Source organism: Winogradskyella ursingii (assembly GCF_013403975.1).
Classification (GTDB): domain Bacteria; phylum Bacteroidota; class Bacteroidia; order Flavobacteriales; family Flavobacteriaceae; genus Winogradskyella; species Winogradskyella ursingii.
This window is the reverse complement of record NZ_JABFDH010000004.1, coordinates 365793-386200: the sequence shown is the minus strand read 5'-3', so window position 1 is coordinate 386200 and position 20408 is coordinate 365793. Positions and strand designations below refer to the sequence as shown.

General features: G+C 35.9%; 11 protein-coding genes. 4 read left to right on the top strand and 7 right to left on the bottom strand.

The window, feature by feature from the left end:
- Positions 1–94: 94 nt before the first annotated feature.
- Positions 95–1915 (bottom strand): glycoside hydrolase family 15 protein, encoded by a 1821-nt coding sequence (locus HM983_RS12070; protein ID WP_179345692.1) that lies wholly within the window; start codon positions 1913–1915, stop codon positions 95–97.
- Positions 1916–1972: 57 nt separating this feature from the next.
- On the opposite strand from HM983_RS12070, the gene HM983_RS12065 reads away from it, so the two are divergent.
- The 4 genes from HM983_RS12065 to HM983_RS12050 are packed head-to-tail and all read left to right on the top strand — an operon-like array spanning position 1973 to position 7850.
- Complete coding sequence (locus HM983_RS12065) at positions 1973–4177, top strand: bifunctional alpha,alpha-trehalose-phosphate synthase (UDP-forming)/trehalose-phosphatase (protein WP_179345691.1); 2205 nt, start codon at positions 1973–1975, stop codon at positions 4175–4177.
- 13 nt (positions 4178–4190) lie between these two features.
- Positions 4191–5537: a M28 family metallopeptidase gene (locus tag HM983_RS12060; protein ID WP_179345690.1), complete on the top strand. Its 1347-nt coding sequence runs from the start codon at positions 4191–4193 to the stop codon at positions 5535–5537.
- Between the two features lie 47 nt (positions 5538–5584).
- Positions 5585–7219 carry a M1 family metallopeptidase gene (locus HM983_RS12055; protein ID WP_179345689.1) on the top strand — a complete coding sequence of 545 codons (1635 nt, stop codon included), beginning with the start codon at positions 5585–5587 and terminating at the stop codon, positions 7217–7219.
- 58 nt (positions 7220–7277) lie between these two features.
- Positions 7278–7850, top strand: a complete 573-nt coding sequence (locus HM983_RS12050; RefSeq protein WP_179345688.1) for a YdeI/OmpD-associated family protein — start codon at positions 7278–7280, stop codon at positions 7848–7850.
- Position 7851: 1 nt separating this feature from the next.
- Here HM983_RS12050 and HM983_RS12045 read toward each other — a convergent pair whose 3' ends face one another.
- The 6 genes from HM983_RS12045 to HM983_RS12020 form a co-directional block, all read right to left on the bottom strand.
- Positions 7852–9309 (bottom strand): MoxR family ATPase, encoded by a 1458-nt coding sequence (locus HM983_RS12045; protein ID WP_179345687.1) that lies wholly within the window; start codon positions 9307–9309, stop codon positions 7852–7854.
- 85 nt (positions 9310–9394) lie between these two features.
- Positions 9395–10537, bottom strand: a complete 1143-nt coding sequence (locus HM983_RS12040; protein ID WP_179345950.1) for a vWA domain-containing protein — start codon at positions 10535–10537, stop codon at positions 9395–9397.
- Positions 10538–10817: 280 nt separating this feature from the next.
- A complete protein-coding gene (locus HM983_RS12035; protein WP_179345686.1) occupies positions 10818–12140 on the bottom strand; it encodes an OmpP1/FadL family transporter in 1323 nt (440 codons plus the stop codon).
- A gap of 47 nt (positions 12141–12187) precedes the next feature.
- Positions 12188–17287 (bottom strand): adenylate/guanylate cyclase domain-containing protein, encoded by a 5100-nt coding sequence (locus HM983_RS12030; RefSeq protein WP_179345685.1) that lies wholly within the window; start codon positions 17285–17287, stop codon positions 12188–12190.
- A 15-nt stretch (positions 17288–17302) separates the two neighbouring features.
- Positions 17303–19429, bottom strand: a complete 2127-nt coding sequence (locus HM983_RS12025) for an NAD(P)-binding protein (RefSeq protein ID WP_179345684.1) — start codon at positions 19427–19429, stop codon at positions 17303–17305.
- 3 nt (positions 19430–19432) lie between these two features.
- Positions 19433–20239, bottom strand: a complete 807-nt coding sequence (locus HM983_RS12020) for an acetoacetate decarboxylase family protein (protein WP_179345683.1) — start codon at positions 20237–20239, stop codon at positions 19433–19435.
- Between the last annotated feature and the right edge of the window lie 169 nt (positions 20240–20408).

Genomic DNA, 20408 nt, shown 5'->3' with positions numbered 1-20408 from the left:
TATTAGATAATTAACGGAAATAATTGCTTTTTAAACGCATTGATTGACTCAAAAAATTTGTTTTTACTGCCTTATAAAAAATTTATTGCGTTAACTAATTATCCAACGTATGTTTCACTTTCTCTTCAACTGTAACGTTAGACAAATTGATGGCTGTTTCAATCAATGCCAAATGCGAATAGGCCTGAGGAAAGTTACCTAACAAACGCTTAGACTTAAAATCGATATCCTCACTGAAGAGACCTAAATGATTACTATATTTTAATAATTGGTCAAAGAGTTTTGCAGCTTTCTTCTCCTCTCCTATCTTATACAGGCTATTGATAAACCAGAAGGTACAAATGGTGAATGACGAAGATGGCAACCCAAAGTCATCCTGAGTTTTATAGCGGTACAACAATCCTTCGAAACAAAGATCTCGCTCAATGGCTTTTACGGTACTTACAAATTTTGGGTGTTTAGCGTCAATAAAACCATAGGATTCCATTAGTAATACCGAAGCATCTAAATCTTCTGAATTGTAGGCTTGTGTAAACGCCTGTACTTTCGGGTTCCAAGCGTTGGCCATAATATCTTCCCGAATGGCTTCCTCTAAAAGTTCCCATCGTGCAATTTTAGAAGTTTTGCCTAGAATGCGCGCAACCTTTAATGCTTTATCTACAGCCGTCCAACACAGTACTTTAGAAAACGTAAAATGTTGGTCACCTTCCCTAAACTCCCAAATACCTTTATCAGGCTCTTCCCAATGCTTGCTTACTACCCAAACGATACCTTTTGTTATACTCCAAAGTTCTTCGCCATTTTCAATGTCATTTTTAAAATTGACTATCAGTTGATGAATCACATCCATTAGGATACCATAAATATCATTCTGTTTTTGTTTATAAGCGGCATTGCCCACACGCACTGGTTTTGAGCCTTTGTATCCTGATAGATGTCCTAACGACTCTTCCGTCAATTTCTTTTCACGGTTAATCCCATACATGATCTGAAGTTCTTCGTCCTTGTCGGGTATTAAATCAATAATGAACTTTAAATAACGTCTGGCAATATTTTTGTGACCCAATTGAGACATGACTTTTATTACCATTGATGCATCTCGAATCCAACAAAATCTATAATCCCAATTCCTGACTTCACCAATGGTTTCTGGCAGTGATGTCGTGGCAGCCGCCAAAACAGCACCAGTTTTATCGTAGCTCAACAGCTTTAGAGTCATGGCACTACGTGCTATATAATCATTGTAGCGGTTGTATGTTGGCGTACGTTCCATCCAATCCAACCAATAAACTTTAGTACGCTCATATTCTATATAAGAAGTTTTTAACGTGGGCAAAAAAAGTTTTTCGTTATAACCAAATAAGGCAAACTTATTTTCTGTAAGCTCAATGGTATCGCCATTAACTACACTTTCTTTATTCAAATCCGTGTACAAAAACAGCGTGTCGTAGGTTTCTTCATCATTGATACTTACTATAAAATCATTTTTTATAAATGTTGCGGTACTACCCTTGGCATATTCTAATTTTGGGTCGTATATTATTTTGAATGACGGCCTACCCGAAATGTATTTTATATATCGAATTACCTCCGGAGGTGAATGATAAACACCTCCATTTTTTCTATAACGAGGCATAAAATCATGAACCTCAAACATATCCAGTCCGTTACTGAACGTAGTTACCAAAATAGCCGTATCGTCAGTATAGGCTTGTTTTATAGTGTAACTATCATCAACCTCAAACCCAAAACTTCCACCGATATTTTCGTCTAAAAGTTTTGCAAATACCGATGGAGCATCAAACTTTGGCAGACAGCACCAATCAATAGAACCTGTTTTAGATACCAAGGCTGCACTTCTGCAGTTACCTATAATTCCGTAATGTAAATTATTCGTTAATTCTTCTTTATTCATACTGATAAGGACTCATTTTTTTTTAAATTAACAAAAACTCAACTGCATAACAAAACTATGAGCGTTAATAAAACTATAATAGTCTCAAATAGGCTGCCATTGCAAATTTCAACAAACCAAAATGAAATTGTAGTATCTCCTAGTATTGGCGGACTTGCTACTGGAATGAAATCTGTCCATTCCGAAGGGAATGGTGTTTGGGTTGGATGGTCTGGTATTACAGACGAAGATTTAAATGACAATCTTAAAAAAAAGGTAAAGCAAAAAATAGAGGAAGAAAAATGCAGAGCTGTTGAGTTAACGGAAGATGATATTAACGATTATTACCTAGGCTTTAGCAACAGGACACTTTGGCCGCTATTCCATTATTTTATGGAATATACCGATTTTGACAATCTACATTGGGAAGCTTATAAACGTGTTAACGAAAAATTTGCAGAAGTTGTTTTAGACACTATTGAAGAAGGGGATACTGTTTGGGTACACGACTATCAATTATTGCTTTTGCCAAAATTGATAAAAGATAAAAGACCAGATGTGACCGTCGGTTTCTTTTTGCACATACCATTTCCATCCAATGAAATATTTAGAACATTTCCATGGAGAGAAGACATATTAACTGGTATGCTGGGATCAGATTTAATTGGTTTTCACACCTATGATTATGAGCGGCATTTCCTCAGTTCCATAAAGCGAATTCTGCGTTTAGATGTAAATTTTAACGAAATTTCCTATTATGACAGAATTATAAAAGTTGATTCTTTTCCTATGGGCATAGATTATGAAAAATTTAGTCAGGCCGCTCTAAACCATAACAATCCAAAAGCGGAAAAGTCCGAACTACAACAACGACTAGATAAACATTTATCGGCAGATAAGGATCAAAAGTTCATTTTGTCCATAGACCGAATGGACTACACTAAAGGTATTCCAAATAGATTACGTGCTTTTGAATATTTTCTAAACAAATATCCTGAATACAAAGAAAAAGTACGCTTGGTGATGCTCGCAGTACCATCACGATCAGATGTACCACAATATAAAAGATTAAAACGGGAAACAGATGAATTGGTAGGTCGGATAAATGGAGAATTTTCAACCGTAAGCTGGACACCCGTTTGGTATTTCTATAGGTCGCTACCGTTTGAGAATCTCATCGATTTATATACATCCTCAGCTATTGCATTAATTACACCTGTAAGAGATGGGATGAATTTGGTAGCAAAGGAATATGTAGCAACGCGCACCAATCAAGATGGAGTTTTGATTTTGAGTGAAATGGCAGGTGCAGCAAAGGAAATGAACGAAGCAATATTAATTAACCCAAATAGTTTTGATGATTTTGCCTCTGCCATCAGACGTGCTTTGACTATGCCGTTAGAAGAACAGAAACAAAGAATGCAGATTCTTCAAAAAAGATTAAAACGTTATGACGTAGAAAAATGGGCTTCTGAATTCTTAAAATCACTCGATGCCACAAATCATATGCAAGAAGTTGTGGTTTCCAAAAAAATGACCCTAGAAGATGAAAATGAGATTGTAAAGCAATTCAATGATGCAGAAAAACGACTTATTTTATTGGACTATGATGGTACATTAGTTGGTTTTAAGGACAATCCTCAGGATGCCAAACCAGATTTAGAATTATTTAAATTACTCGACACCTTCGAGTCTCAAAAAAATACAGATCTCTGTCTTATCAGTGGGCGAGACAAAGATACTTTTAAGAATTGGTTTGGAAACAAACCCTACAATCTCATTACCGATCATGGTGTTTGGAAACGCGAAAACAAGAATTGGTTACCATTAGAGGTTGTTAAAACTGATTGGATGGTCAACATTAAACCAATTTTAGAAACCTTTGTAGATCGTACACCAGGCACATTTATTGAAACAAAAGAATTTTCCTTAGCTTGGCATTACAGAACAGCAGATCCAGAATTGGCTCAAATTAGAACTATGGAGCTGAATACGGTTTTAACAAGCTTAGTCGCCAATAACGAATTATCCATTTTAAAAGGAAATAAGGTCATTGAAATAAAAAGCAGTAACGTAAACAAAGGTCGTGCGGCCAACCAATTATTTATGAAAAAAGATTATGACTTTATTTTAATTATGGGAGATGATTGGACCGATGAATATATGTTTGAAGCTGCACCAGACTCAGCACATACCATTAAAATTGGCTACACAAAGACAAAAGCCAAATATCAAATTAAAGATTCATCGAGAGTTAGAGAACTATTACTTAAATTTACTTAAAAACTTAAATCAAATGAAAAACGTCATTACTTCTTTATTTTTATTTTTCACTTTTTACTTAAGCGCGCAAACCGATCCAAAAATCTATGATATCATTGATGCCGTTTCTGAAGAACGTCTTAGAGATGATGTCAAAACTTTAGCTGATTTTGGAACGCGGCACACATTAAGTGATACAGTATCCGACACCAGAGGTATTGGTGCTGCACGTCGCTGGATCAAATCTGAATTCGATAATATTTCGAAGGATTGCAGTAATTGTTTGGAAGTTTTCTACCAAAATAATTTAGTAGAAAAAGGCACCAACCAACGTATCGTTAAAGATGTGAATGTTGTTAATGTGGTTGCTATTCAACGTGGTACAAAATATCCAAACCGCTACATCATTATGAGTGGTGACATAGATTCGAGAGTGTCAGATCCAACGGATTTCGCCTCTGATTCACCAGGCGCCAATGATAATGCTTCAGGTATGGCTGGAGCTATTGAAGCTGCTCGTGTCTTATCTAAATATAAATTTGAAAGCAGTATTGTTTATTTAGGATTATCGGGCGAAGAACAAGGTTTATTTGGTGGGCAAGGCATGGCAAAATATGCCAAGGAAAACAATTGGGATATTATTGGAGTGTTAAATAACGATATGATTGGAAATATAACGGGAGTTGACGGAGTCATTGACAACAGAGCTTTTAGAATCTTTTCAGAACCTATAACAACTGCAGAAACCGATCCTGAAAGACTAGCAAGACAAGCTAGAGGCAGACGATTTTATGGTGGTGAAGTTGACGGCATTTCTCGTCAATTGGCAAGATATGTACACAAAACCACTGAAACTTATATGCCAGAAATGAACCCAATGATGATTTACAGATTGGATCGTTTTGGTCGTGGAGGCCATCACAGACCATTTAACGATGCGGGTTTTGCAGGCATCAGAATTATGGAAGCCCATGAAAATTACACCCAACAGCATCAAGACATCAGAACCGAAGATGGTATCAATTACGGAGATACGTTTGAACACGTTAATTTTGGTTATGCTAAAAAACTAACCGCAGTCAATGCCATAACCATGGCGAGTCTTGCCTCTGCTCCACCTGCTCCAAATGAAGTTGGGATTGGTGGTATTGTAGAGCCTTCGGCAAAACTAAAATGGAGTAATGTCGATGGTGCCACTGGATACAAAATCTACTGGAGAGATACAACATCAGCAACGTGGGACCACAGTCGGTATGTTGGTGACGTAACAGAATTTACCTTAGAGGGTATAGTAATTGACAATTTCTTATTCGGTGTGGCTTCAGTTGGTAAAGATGGTCATGAAAGTATGGTCGTTTTCCCTAATACGATAATTAGGTAGATATTATCATTCCTGAGAAGGCAGGAATCTAAAAAGTTTAAAAAAATATGATTAAAAACTTATTGGTGTTAGCAATTGCATCATGCTTTAGTTTAACTATTCACGCGCAACTTCTTCAAGATAAAACCGATTTCACAAGACAAGACACTTTGAGAGGCAGCATCACACCAGAACGCGAATGGTGGGATTTAACGTATTACCATTTGGATGTGGAAGTCAAACCAGATGAGAAATTCATTTCAGGTAAAAACACCATTCAATATAAAGTGTTGAAACCTCATCAGCTAATGCAAATTGATCTCCAAGAACCAATGCAGATGCTAAATGTACTTCAAGATGGAAAAGAACTCGAAGTAAAACATGATGGTAATGCACATTTTGTTAAACTTGAAAAAAATCAAAATATTGGTGACGTAAATACCATAGAAGTGCATTATAAAGGGTATCCAAGAGAAGCAAAACGCGCACCTTGGGACGGTGGATTTTCTTGGAAGAAAGATAAAAATGGAAAACACTTCATTGCAACCTCAAATCAAGGATTGGGTGCAAGTGTCTGGTGGCCAAACAAGGACCACATGTACGATGAAGTGGATAGTATGCTAATCAGTGTTACCATTCCAAAAGGATTGACTAATGTTTCCAACGGTCGTTTACGCAAACTCGAAGATTTAGGAGACAAAGTAAAATCGCATTGGTTTGTATCTAACCCAATCAACAATTATGGAGTCAATATAAATATTGGAGATTACGTTAATTTTTCCGAAACATACCAGGGAGAAAAAGGTGAACTCGATATGGATTATTGGGTGCTGTCATATAACCTGGAAAAAGCAAAAGAGCATTTTGAGGACGCACCAAAAATGGTAAAAGCATTCGAGCATTGGTTTGGGCCTTACCCCTTTTATGAAGATAGCTTTAAATTGGTTGAAGTACCATATTTGGGCATGGAACATCAAAGTTCCGTCACGTACGGCAACAAATATTTAAAAGGTTATCTGGGCAATGATTTATCCGGAACTGGCTGGGGACTTAAATGGGATTTTATCATTATTCATGAAGGTGGCCACGAGTGGTTTGCCAATAACATAACCAATAAAGATGTTGCAGACATGTGGATTCACGAAGGGTTTACAGCTTATTCTGAAAATCTTTTTTTAGACTACTATTACGGAAAAGAAGCTTCTGCAGATTATGTTATCGGCACTAGAGCTAATATTCAGAATGACCGACCGTTAATCGGTTACTATAATGTAAATAAAGAAGGTTCAAGTGATATGTATTACAAAGGAGCGAACATGCTTCATACGTTAAGACAACTCATTGAAGATGATGAAAAATGGAGGCAAATTCTTAGAGGATTAAATTCAGAATTTTATCATCAAACCGTGACCACAAAACAAGTTGAAGATTACATCAGCCAAAAATCAGGTATCGATTTAACTGAATTTTTTAATCAGTATTTGAGAACAACAATGATTCCGACTTTGGAATACAAAATTCAGGACGGTGAACTAAAATACCGTTGGATAAATATTGTTGAAGGTTTTGACATGCCAATTCAAATTGAGATTGATGAAAAAAATGAATGGCTGTTCCCAAAAGCGAAATGGCAGACTAAAGCAATTGATGCTGATGATATAGAAATCGATATGGATTTTTATATAGATACAAAACAACTTTAAAAAATGTTAAATCTGTTTATCATTCCTGCGAAGGCAGGAATGACAAAAAATATAATAAATGGACATCCCAGAACTTTATTTTGAGAGTGACAAAGAGTGGTACGACTGGCTACTAAAAAACCGTGATAAACACAATGCAGTTTATCTAATATTTTACAAAGTTGACCATCCGATGCCTTCGATGCGCTGGGAAGAAGCCGTTAAAGTCGCATTGTGTTTTGGGTGGATTGATTCCACAGTAAAAAGTTTGGGCAATGGAAAACGCAGACAATACTTCTGTCCTCGCAATCCAAAAAGCGATTGGAGTGCACTAAATAAAAAATACATTAAAGAATTAAAGGAAGAAAACCTGATGCAGCCCTTAGGTCTCGAGTCCATAAAAGTTGCAAAGAAAAACGGAAGTTGGTCTGCCCTCGACCATGTCGAAAATGGTATTATTCCTACCGAATTACAACAAGCTTTTAATGCCAACCCGACTGCCTTTGAGAATTATCAAAACTTTGCTAAAGGTTACAGGAAAAGTTATTTATACTGGTTGCACAATGCGAAACGTGAAGCAACTCGACAAAAAAGAATCGCAGAGATTATAAAACTCTGCGATGCTAATATTAAAAGTCGTGGCAATTGGTGATTTAAAGTCCACTAATATAACTTCCATAAGGGTCTTTAATCTGTAAACCTTCAGCATATCTAAACTTGCTCAGCTTTTTGAATTGTACCAAACCCCAAAGAATAAATTCCTTTTCAAAATAAACATCTTTTGGATCTATTTCTGGTTGATAATCTGCCAGTAAAGTGTCCAATGGTTTTATCTCATCTAATTTTGACTTGTAGGTTTCATCATTAAAATCATCCAACAGTTCGAAACCTTCTCCATTAAAAAACCACGAAATTAAATCATCGTACGGTGTCTCTTCTCCTTGCTTTTCGAGTTTTTCAATTTTTGGAAAATATTCTGGGAATAAAGTTTTAATCGCATTATTCATTAATTCATTCGCTACAAAGTCAGCACCTTCCTGTTCACCTTCATACACTAATTCCACCTTACCTGTTATTGCTGGAATAACACCAATAAAATCAGATAAGCGTACCGTTGTTTCTTCATCTCCAACAAGTAATGCTCTACGTTCTGCGGTACTCAATAAATTTTCAAATGCCGTGATACTCATTCTGGCACTTACACCACTTTTTACATCAACATATTCGCTGTCGCGTGCTTCAAAACTAATTTGCTCTAATAAATCTTTTGCTAAATCCGGAACATAAACTGAAGCTGATTGGCGCTCATCCAATTTTGCTTCTTGCGAAGTTATGGTTCGAGCGGTTTCAACCGTTTCAGGATAGTGGGTCAAAATCTGTGAACCGATTCTATCTTTCAATGGTGTTACAATGCTTCCTCTGTTGGTGTAATCTTCAGGATTTGCAGTAAACACGAATTGCATATCCAATGGCAATCGTAACTTAAATCCTCTAATTTGAATATCCCCTTCTTGCAAAATATTGAACAAGGCTACTTGAATCCGAGCCTGAAGATCTGGTAACTCGTTAATCACGAAAATACAACGATTGGCTCGTGGAATCATTCCGTAGTGAATCACACGATCATCCGCATAGCTCAATTTTAAATTCGCAGCTTTTATTGGATCGACGTCACCAATTATATCCGCAACGGTTACATCTGGTGTGGCGAGTTTTTCTGCAAAACGTTCCTCCCTGTGAAGCCACGCTATTGGTGTATCGTCATCTTTTTCAGCAATTAATTCCTTAGCATATCTTGAAATAGGTTGCAGAGGATCATCATTGATTTCTGACCCTTCCACAATTGGAATATACTCATCCAAAAGATTGACCATCATACGTGCTAAACGCGTTTTGGCTTGACCTCTCAATCCCAAAAGATTGATATTGTGTCGTGATAAAATGGCACGTTCCAATTCAGGGATAACTGTGTTTTCGTATCCGTGAATCCCTTCAAATGAGGTGACTTTATTCTTTATGTTATCAATTAGGTTATTACGCAATTCATCTTTGATAGATTTGGATTGGTAACCTGATTCTATTAATTCTTTAAGTGTTTTTATTTCTTTCATTTTATAGCTTTTGGCTTTTGGCCTTTAGCTATTAGCAATCTAGATTTGAGCCAAAGGCTAATACCTAAAAGCTAACAGCAGTTTTTTATCCTTTAATTCTTTTTTTTCTATTATTCTCGTAATCTTCAAAAATCATCTCTCCCAATCCTTTCAGTCCTGTGTAAAACGCTTTACCTCTATTGGCTTGGGTAAATTCTCGAATAAATTGCATTAGGTATGGATCTTCGGCAATCATAAATGTGGTGATGGGAATATGCAAACGTCGCGCCTGTTGTGCCATCGCATAGCATTTGTTTGTTATAAATGGGTCAAGTCCATTGCTGTTTTTATAATATTGACCGTCTGGCATATTTAAACAACTTGGCTTGCCATCTGTAATCATAAAAATCTGTTTGTTGGTGTTTCGTTTTCTGCGCAGCATATCCATTGCCAACTTAAGCCCAGCAACTGTATTGGTATGGAATGGACCAACTTTTAAATAAGGTAAATCCTTGATTTTAATTGGCCAAGCATCGTTTCCAAACACTAAAATATCCAAAGTGTCTTTTGGATAACGTGTGGTGATTAATTCGGCCAAGGCCATGGCCACTTTTTTGGCTGGTGTGATTCGGTCTTCACCATATAAAATCATACTGTGACTAATATCAATCATCAACACCGTACTCATCTGGCTTTTGTGAAGCGTTTCTTCAACTACCAAGTCATCTTCAGTTAAATTGAAATCACCAATACCATTATTAATTTGTGCGTTGCGTAAGCTTTCTGTCATCGACACTTTTTCCAAAGCATCACCAAATTGGTAAGCTCTAAAATCGCCAGTGTGCTCATCGCCAATACCTATACCCTTGCTTTTGTGATTTCCCGAACCGCTTCGTTTTATTTTTCCAAAGATATGCTCCAAAGCCTGTTTACGGATGGCACGTTCGGTTTTGGCAGTAATTGATAATTTACCTTTGCCGCTGCCTTCACCATCATCGCCAAATTCTATTTCTTCTCGTATATAGCCTTTATTTTTAAGGTCTTCTATAAAATCATCGATAGTGTACTCTGGTGTGGTAAGTTCGTACTCTTTGTCCAACTGACGTAACCAATCAATGGCCTCGTCAAAATCACCAGAGGTGTATGTAATCAATTCCTTAAAAATCTCGAAAAGTTTTTCAAATGGAGATTGATTTGGTGCTTCGTAGGTTTTAAAAACGAAACCGGATTTCTTTCTTTTTTCATTCATAGCACTATAAAAATAATTCATTTCAACTTAATAATTAACTATTTTCTGATTCTAACATTTTGTTAACTTTAAATTAAACCAATATTATATTTTAGAAAACAGGTTGAATTTAGCTATGTGGTTTGAAAGACTGAAAAAGTTTTTACGGTTAAGTTTAATCGTACTACTACCATCACAACAATATCAAAATTTTCAAAAAACAAAGTTATTTATGAAACTTGAATTTTGACCGTAAATCGATTCGACCTTTTTAAAATCAGGTGAATATCTTAGAGACTAATTACTGACTATTTTGTTTTCGAAATTTATAACTAAGTCCCATCATGAGCATCGACGTTGTCATATCATAAGAAACATTACTACCTGGTATAGCGCCAAAAGGTGGATTATCCTGTATAAACGCAGGGCTGAAAATTTCGCCAGATGTTTTTCCGCTACTCGTGCCATAGTGGAATACTCCTCGTAATTCCAGTTGTGAATTCACCAAATAAGATAAACCAAATTGAAACGCATTCTGTATAATTGCCGCGGCAGATACATTAAAAGAAGCAAATCTATCTTCTATGGGATTATTATTGTAGGTATAGCCTAGACGTAAAGGCAAACGGTCTATTCCTTTATACTGTATACCAGCAGAAATTATGCTTATATTTTGCCAACCAAAACCTTTGACCGTTCCGTCTTGGTTCCATCCGACAGGTGCGAGACCTTCAGTGTTTTTAAACGCTACATGTCGATAATCCAAAGCTAAATCAAAATCATTTTTGGAATATCCCAATCCGACTGAAAAGATTGCTGGATATTCAATATTGAAATTATTAGTACTTGTAGAACCATCTAAATAGGTATTCTCGAGTTCAAAATCATCAAATTTAATTTTTGTACTATAAGAGACACCAGCTTTAAAGCCAGTTTGGGTATCATAGAACAAACCTATTTGCGCATTTAAACCAGTTGCAGTTGCCGTGTCTGTTGATGGATAACCTGCACTTGTTGGGGGTGCAGTGGGATTAGGTGCCAACTCTAATGTCGAAAGATTATAAGCTGGTTTTATGCCAATAGAAAAGTTTTCTGAAACTTTATAAGCATAGGTTAAACCAAGTTGAATAATGGCATATTCTGATTTTACACCACCAAAACCTCCTAAACTCTGAGGAAAATTGATAGGATTGGTTGTACTCTCAGGAAAGTCTACACCTGCTCCACTTATACCAAATATTGAAGCACCAAATTTATGTTTGCTATCAGATTTTCCAAACACAATGGCTAAGGAAGGTAACGGAATAAGTGGCCTGTCATCTTCTGTATTGCCAGTAATAAAGTTACCCGTTGGCATTCCGTCAGAATCGACTTCGGGAACTGTGGAAAATAATTCTGGTGACGATGAAAAAATACCTATATCCAAATTTACAATAGTACCGTCAAAAACGCTTATAGCAGCAGGATTCCATTGAAGTGCGCCAGAAATATCAATGGGCTGACCAGTTGCCGCTCCTCCCATGGACCAATTTACAGATCCAGCTCCTTGTAGAATGTGTGCCGATTGGGCGATAGTAGCAGATGTAAAAATAATCATACCGAAAATAAAGAGGTTTTTTTTCATAATAGCTGAATTAGTAATTGATTAGTTTAAATATTGGTTTGATGCTTTTAGATTTTTGATTCCACAAAATACATGTCCATCAACCCCTTGTTTTTACCTTCTATCTTTCCTCTATAGAAATAATCAAAGCACTCATTTGTGAGTTCGAATGTTTCCTTTGAGACGTTTATTCTACCTGGTTCTGATTGTTGCTCCATCCTCGCTGAAATATTAACCGTATCTCCCCAAATATCATACTGGTATTTTTTAATACCTACAACACCAGCAATAACTGGCCCCGTGTGGAGGCCTATGCGCATTTCGAGATTTTCCTCGTCTGGTGTTTTTTCATTTTCTCTATCGATGCACTCTTGCATTTCTAAAGCAGCGTTTACCATATTTATAGCGTTTTCTTTTTCTTTTCCCAATAAGCCACCTGCTGCCATATAAGCATCTCCAATGGTCTTGATTTTCTCCAATTGGTAATTTGCCATGATTTCATCAAAGGATCTAAAATAAAAATCCAATTTTGCGATTAATTCTTCGGGTGATAAGCGCTCGGAAAGTTTTGTAAAGCCTTTTATATCTGCCATTAGCACGGTAACACCATCAAACTTTTGAGCCGTTGTCTTACCTGTTCGTTTTAATTCTTCAATTGCGGCTTTTGGTAATATGTTTTCTAACATTTCGCTTACTACTCCTTTTTCTGCTTCTATCTTTTCAGTACGTTTTTGCACCAAGCTTTCAAGGTTTTCAGAGAGGTAAGCACTATCGAGCGAAACGCCAACTTGGGAGGCGATGAGATTTAGCAGGTTTACCTTTTTTGCATCAAACACGCCTTGATGCGAGTAATTTTCCAAATAAAGTAATCCAAATACTTCACCTTGTTTCATAATTGGATAACAGATCATTGATTTAGGGTCGTGATCACGAAAATATTTCACGTTCATATATTCGGGTAAATGTGCAGGATTATTTAAAATGAGCATTTTCTTTACCCTAATGACGTACTTAACAACATTCATTGGTAGAATCTCATTATCTGCAAATTCCGTTATAGAAGTTGAACCCCTTTCAGGATTGTATCTTGCCTTAGCAATAAGTTCAGCATTATTTTTAATCAATAAATAGCCATGATCTGCACTACTGTATTTGATGATAACATCCATTAATTGTTCTACCAAGCTATCTACATCTTTCGAACTTTTAACGGCTTGATTTGCCTGAAACATCAAATTAAGATCAGCATTGGAAATTACTGCTTCCTGAGTTTCATCTCTTTCTTTTGGTTGCAAAATAGTGCCCTCTAAAATATGATGATATTCAGACTCTATATGTTCTACTTTAGCTATTGCTCCCCATTGCAAATAATCTCCTCTTGCATTATTTAAAAAGGTGGTAGCCGTAATCCGGTTGCCGTCATTATATTGTCGCTTTCCCGCTAATTCTTCAGCTAGTGCCTTATAGTTAATAAAGCCATACTTCTCTGCACTCTCAATGGCATTTTCATAAAGTGCATTTACTTTAGCATTATTTTTTGAAACTGCTGCAAGCTCTGCTTTTGCGAGTCTATACTGAGGCTGGAAGTTATCTGGACAGAGGTTGGTCCAAGTTTTTAATTTTTTGAGATGTTTTTTGGCTAAGCTCTTCAAATTCTTTTTTGCAGGCAAATTGGTTTCGATGGCCTCAGCACAAATTAAAACTGCATAGAAATTATACTCGGCAAACTCGTAGCGCTGCTGAACAAAATCAATATATTTTGAAGTTTCAAAATAACTGTCAAGCGCTTCTTTATAGTGCCCAAACATATACAAAGTTATCATGTAAGCTATGCCATTATCAGCAACAACAGAGAAATTCTTAGTTTCTTTGGCTTCTTCAATTTTAATAGGAGCATTATAAGCGTCTCCCATTATAATTGTATTTTTTTCTAAACCCATCAAACACCGAATGGCATAATAATAGCCTTCAACAAAATGCCTAGCTTCTAAATCCTTTCTTTTTTCTATGACTTTTAAATAGTCTTCAAATGAGTTGCAGACATCTTCCAAATTAAAACCAAGCGCAAACTTGGCTTGCAGATAAATAAAAATGGCATAGCTGGCAAAAATTGGATCTCCATTGGCATGGGCTCCATTTTCGACCTCCAAAATCTTATCCATATCTCTTCTTACCGGTTCTGTCCAATGATGGACAAAATTGTAGTAAGAAAGTCTTACTTTCCACTTCAATGCGGTATATCCCAGTTTTGTATTGAGATCAATTGCCAGTTCTGCCAATTTTTGACCAGCTCTATATTTACCGAAGAGTTGGGATATAAGCATTCCATAACCAATAAAACTGAATGAAGAAATGCCGTTATTGCCGTATTTTAATGTTGCCATTAACATCTTCATAAAATTCCAGGCAAAGAGATTTTGGTCTATCTGATAAATTGTTGGTGCTATTGCCAATAAAAATTCCTGAAAACGAATTCTTTCTTCGTCTTGCATCAAAGGTCTATCAATCATTGATGCAATCTTTTTTTCTGGCAACTTTATTCGTGCCACCAAAACATCTTTTAGCAACAATGCCATTATAGTGCTCTTTTTAACTGGCATTTTTATGCCATACAAGCTATAACCCAATCTGCCTACTTCTAATGCTTCAGATTTTTTATCTTGAATATTGTAGAGATAAACTTTTGTAAATAAGCTATTTAATTTATCTAAACGTGTTTTACTGGCTTCATAAAGTTTATCCAGTTCTGTTGCCGCTTCATCATATTCACCAATCAAATACAAACACTCTGAATACTGAAGACTGGCATCGTAAAGCCTTTTATAGTCATCTTTAAAATTGATGTATTTTTTTACAACTCTAAAATATTCAATGGCCGAATCATAAGCTGTGGCATTTTTTGCTTTTATACCAGCTTTGTAATTATAATGAACCAGTTTCATTATAGTGTCTTTGTCATCAATAATCGAGGTTGCTTCATTGAAGTATTTTGCCAATAAAAAAGTGTCTTCCTCAATTTGGCCCGCTGAGAAATGCTCTAATTTTATCAGCGCAATCTTAAGATTTAGTTCGGCACATTCAGTATCATCAACTAAAACCAAAGATGCTTGTCTAATACGATCATGGGCGAACTTGAAATTGGTATTCTGAAATGTACTAAGTTCGTTATCATCGATGTTTGAAATCATTTTAAAATACGCATCAACATTCTCATCCATAGATATGAGATAGCCCATATTTATAGCTTCTGATAGCGAATTGGCAACATTATTCATTTTGTTTCCCGCTAAAAGCGAAAGAATCTTAAGGTCAAAAACATCACCAATACAAGCTGAAATTTTAAGAAGCAATTGTATATCTTCATCTAAATTTTCAATTTTCTTAACGAGAAGCTCCACGACATTTTCTGATGCCGATTCTTTAGAAATTAATTTTTCGTCATAAGTCCAAAAGCCATTTTCATTTCTGTAAAGCACACCTTCTTCAAATAAAGAAGTGAGCAGTTGCAGCGTATAAAACGTATTACCATCTGATTTTTGATAAAGGATTTCAGTAAATTCATGCTTCTTTTCTATTGGGTAATGAAGCGATTTTGCAATAAGCTCTTTGGTATTATCTTTATTTAAGCCAGTAATATTAATGTCGTGTAGATTGATCCAATTCTCCAATTTCTTGATTGATATACTGAGTGGATGGGTAGGATCGACTTCATTATCACGATACGCTCCAATAAACAGCAGATTCTTAATTGTATCATTAATCAACATCATTTCAAGCAAACGTATCGAAGCAATGTCTGCCCACTGCAAATCATCTAGAAATACAATGAGATAATGCTCGTCTGTTGTAAATGCCGAAATGAAACTTAAAAATGTTTGTTGAAATCTTTTTTGTTCTTCCTCAGGAGGTAAATCATCAATACGATCTTGCTCACCCATTAAGGCTGAAAGTTCTGGGATAACTTCTGTGATAATCGGAGTGTTTTCATTAAGGTGATTTTGCAATCTGTTTTTCCAATACAATAATTCCTCATCATCTTCCTTCAAAATTCTTGAAACCAAACCAGAAATAGCGTCCAGTAACGCACTGTACGGTGTCGCTTTTCGCAAAACATCAAATTTAGCTGCCAACATTGGAATATTATCACCCAGCTTATTGTGATAAAATTCCTCAACTATTCGTGTTTTCCCAACACCGGAATAACCACTGATATAAACAGCTTGCTTTTTTCCCGATTTAACCATTTTATAAGCCTGATCAATGGTATTTAATTCATCATTACGACCAATTAATTTAGAGGTAGGAATTATTTTGGTCACCTCATCTTTGCTACCCGGAATAAAATCTTCCCCATTCTCTAAATGCTGAGCCGCAATGGCCAAATCGTGCATGAGCCCTTTACCACTTTGATAGCGTTCTTCTGAAGATTTCGAAATAAGCTTCAGAATAATTTTATTTAAAACGTTTGGAACAGATTGATTGATATCCTTAGGAGGTAAAATAGATTGTGTAAGAAGGGCATGAATTACATCTATTGTTGTGGTAGCTTTATACGGTAATTGGCCAGTAAGCATTTCATAAAATATGACACCCAGTGCATAATAATCTGATCTGTAATCTGTAATTTGGCTGATTCTTCCGGTCTGTTCTGGACTGATGTAAAATAGTTCTGATAAGTCAGCATTTCTATAAGAATCTATCTTTTCATTCTTTTGAATTCGCGTGACTTTACGCAGATCACTGATACGGCACTCTTTGCTTATGGGATTAATTAAGATATTTTCAGGAGTGCAGTTTTTGAGTATCCAACCTCTATTATGAAAATCGATAATTAAAGTCGAAATCAACTTGGCAATAGTTATAAAATCCTGAGGAGTTAGTTCCTTATTTTGTCTCAAGAATTGCCTTAAAGTTATACCATCAAAAGATTTGTAGAGTATTGAAGGTTGTGTTGAGCCTTCAATAACCTCAATGGGTTCTAGAATAATATTTAACTGAAGCTGTTTTGCCAAGGCGACACCACTTTTTAAAGAGGCAACACCTTGGTTATCCATTTTTAGAAATTTCTTAAGCAAATAAGGTTTACCCTCTTTCTGGCACTTAACTTTTTGCAAAGTATAGTAACCCGTAGTTGCTATAGTTTCAGTTTCAATATAATCCTTAAGCATTATAGTAAATTGAAATTAAAAATCGTTTTCTCCAGGTATTTTGAAATCCTCACCAGATACTGCTCTGGCAGTTTGCAGACCCGACATAACGGTTGCTTCTATACATCCAGCATTGAAACCGTTATCTATCCAATCTCCTGTAATGTATAAATTGTCATAGCCCGTTTCGTCTGTTTTAATTCTATATTTAGAACTATTGACAAATGACATCACATAGAGTTCAGTTGGGTCTATATTGGCTCTGAAAAATTGTGAATCGAAACGTTGTTCTCCTGCTTCATCTTTGAGATCTACCAATTGATTATAATCAAATGACTCTTGTCCTTCCCAAATCTTTGGCCAAATATGTGGAGTCAGTTTCTGAATGTAATTTTGAGCATGCTGTTTGGCCATCTCAGATTGTTCCTGAGGAAAATTTGAATTTATAAAATTGCTGTCCTTTACATTTTGCCAAATTTCCTCTGCATTTGGTTCTGGTGCAGGACCACAGAAATATGCAATACTTTTTGGTTTGTGATCCTCTGGCCAGCTTTCACGCTCTATTAAATCTGTCATATCACAATAGGTGTCATAAGGTTCTTGATAGGATCCTAAAAGCCCTAATCCATCTTTTACATATGGCCAACCTAAATCCGTTGCATCCGGTTTTAACCACATTTGATATGCGATTGTAGAAATAGGGATGACATTTGCCATCATATTTTGCCATGCTGTGCTATTGTCAATTAACTCTTTTGCGACAGTCCACAATCCACCAATAGAAATACCTAAAATCACCTCATCGAAATCGATTCCGACTTTTAATACATTGTTAGGAATCCCAGAATCCCACTCTTGATAGTAAGATTCGAGATTTATATTTTTACTTTGTAGTTCATCTCCCTGCACCAATTGCTCATAAAGCGGCTCACTTGGCCAAGACGGTAACCCTTTTACATTTATCAATGGATTATAAATGTCGTATTCTGGTTTTAAACTTGCCTGAACATCAATAGTTATTGTAGAAATATTTTGTTTTGTTGAATCAAGGGCTATATCAGTGATTCTGTTGAAGTATTCAATTTTCACACCTCTTTTTATAAGCACTTCATACATAGGTGCGGTAATGACATCTCCCATTCCGGCCATCATACGATAATAAACGTGCCCTTTATAAGTCAATCCCATTCTTAGCAATCCTCTTAAAGCTACACCAGCTTCGAACGTATATTGTTTGTCTCCGCCAAAAACTAATCCGTAAACACCCTGTACAAGTGCTGAATTATAGGATATTTCTGCGGCATTGTGCTTTATTAACCACTCGCGATAATCAATATCGTTTATGATATCGAATCCTTCGGTTATAACTTTATCTTTAATCATTCCGATGATATGAATCACGACTAAATCCGCTATAATAAAATATCGCCTTAACTTATTATCGCTATCCACTAAACCTTTCGCAATGAATTCTAGCCAATGCTTAAATTTCACTAGAATATTATTGAGCAAACCATGATTGTTTTTTGAAGCTAACTTTAAAGCACCATGAATCATATAGGCACCGACATCATGAAACATGTGCTCTCCTCTTTTTACAACATCATCAAGAATATCCTTGATTAAAGAGTGATGCTCAGAGTTCTTATGTTCATCTATCTTTGACTTGACTTTCTCAGATTTTTCATCATGGTAATCTTTATGAATGGTCTTGAGCCATTCCAATAATTTGTACACATATTCGGTTGGTTTGGGATGCGCATCTCCGATACCGGGCGTTGCTTTGTTGGTCGGAATTTTAAATGGCCAATGCAACCATTTACCTTTAATTTTTTCTTCTAAACAAATCATATTATAACCTGTAAACGCTTCCTCCCAAGTCGCTAAAGGCGCTCCTGCAGGCCTATTATTGTCCTTATAACATTGCTGTATCATGTTAAAAGCATTATCATAAAACCCAAACCATAGGTGCAAACCGTGTTCTTCTATTCTATCTGCCTCTTGTTGATTCCTACCACTAACTCCCTTTCCCCCCAAACGCCATCCCATGTGGTAGAGTGTAATTTCGTATTTAGATTTCCAATCTGGATCTGAGGTCAATTGATAAATTGAGGTGAGAGACCCAATGCCTCCTCCTAAAACAGCGATTTTCTTTATAGACATAATTTAAAATTTAATGAATTTAGCATAAGATAGTGACCATTGATATTGCATAATAAACGATCCCATAACATTACTTTCTATGGATGAGGATTGAAACATTCCTTTGGGCAAGTAAGAGCTAGTGTGATTTGTACCTTTGACATTAAAAGGGGAAATATATTGGTTCTCAAATCCTACCTTATATATAGATGTGATGTAGCCAATAACTCCGTACTCTAAAACCGGTAATTGCAATATTGGAGTAATAGCTTCGAAATTTGAGAGACTTCTTCCCAATACTGGTGGTTCTGCAGAATCTGTGAATTCGGATGTTAGATATAAGTTTTTTGATAATTCATGACGTATTTCATAAATAGGTCCATCGGTAGTAAAACGCGCTAACTTTTTATTGAACTCCCAAAATATCCTGCCTCCCAATACCGCTAGCCAACTATCTAAATAAAGAACCGGTAAGAAACAAAATGGCGCATCTTCATTATAGTTATCGTCCTTAAATTTCACATAAGGCAGCATTACTATAAATTCATTATAATGCAGATCAAGGTCGAGATTATGTTTTTTAGCCATTTTTTCTAAAAATGGATTGCTATGCAACCATGTATCATTGTACATGAGAAGCAAAGGATGTTTTCCAGCGGGAGTATAATCTTGAGATGCTAATGTTAGATCTTTCGGTAAAAGACTTTGCGCAAAAGCTGAAGTTACGCTTATAAACACAAAACGTCCATCGCATTTTCCATACAGCGGTTCACTTTCGTCAATAGAATTTTGAGTAATTGGTTTGCGTTCTTGATTTACTTTATTGCTCATCACCTATTTGTTTTAAATCAATAAAGAAATCTTTATTGATATTGGTTAACTAAACAATTTATAGGTATTAAAACGCTCGGTAGTAGTTGGTTGTGAGATAAATATACTCTTTTTTTAATTAGCATGAGTAACTATTAAATAAGAATTACCAATATTCTCTGAAATATCA

Excerpts from the sequence above, each read along its gene's own strand:
- HM983_RS12060 (WP_179345690.1), top strand. The coding sequence starts at position 4,191 with ATGAAAAACGTCATTACTTCTTTATTTTTATTTTTCACTTTTTACTTA.
- HM983_RS12030 (WP_179345685.1), bottom strand. The coding sequence starts at position 17,287 with ATGCTTAAGGATTATATTGAAACTGAAACTATAGCAACTACGGGTTAC.
- HM983_RS12055 (WP_179345689.1), top strand. The coding sequence starts at position 5,585 with ATGATTAAAAACTTATTGGTGTTAGCAATTGCATCATGCTTTAGTTTA.
- HM983_RS12045 (WP_179345687.1), bottom strand. The coding sequence starts at position 9,309 with ATGAAAGAAATAAAAACACTTAAAGAATTAATAGAATCAGGTTACCAA.
- HM983_RS12035 (WP_179345686.1), bottom strand. The coding sequence starts at position 12,140 with ATGAAAAAAAACCTCTTTATTTTCGGTATGATTATTTTTACATCTGCT.
- HM983_RS12025 (WP_179345684.1), bottom strand. The coding sequence starts at position 19,429 with ATGTCTATAAAGAAAATCGCTGTTTTAGGAGGAGGCATTGGGTCTCTC.
- HM983_RS12020 (WP_179345683.1), bottom strand. The coding sequence starts at position 20,239 with ATGAGCAATAAAGTAAATCAAGAACGCAAACCAATTACTCAAAATTCT.
- HM983_RS12070 (WP_179345692.1), bottom strand. The coding sequence starts at position 1,915 with ATGAATAAAGAAGAATTAACGAATAATTTACATTACGGAATTATAGGT.
- HM983_RS12065 (WP_179345691.1), top strand. The coding sequence starts at position 1,973 with ATGAGCGTTAATAAAACTATAATAGTCTCAAATAGGCTGCCATTGCAA.
- HM983_RS12050 (WP_179345688.1), top strand. The coding sequence starts at position 7,278 with ATGGACATCCCAGAACTTTATTTTGAGAGTGACAAAGAGTGGTACGAC.
- HM983_RS12040 (WP_179345950.1), bottom strand. The coding sequence starts at position 10,537 with ATGAATGAAAAAAGAAAGAAATCCGGTTTCGTTTTTAAAACCTACGAA.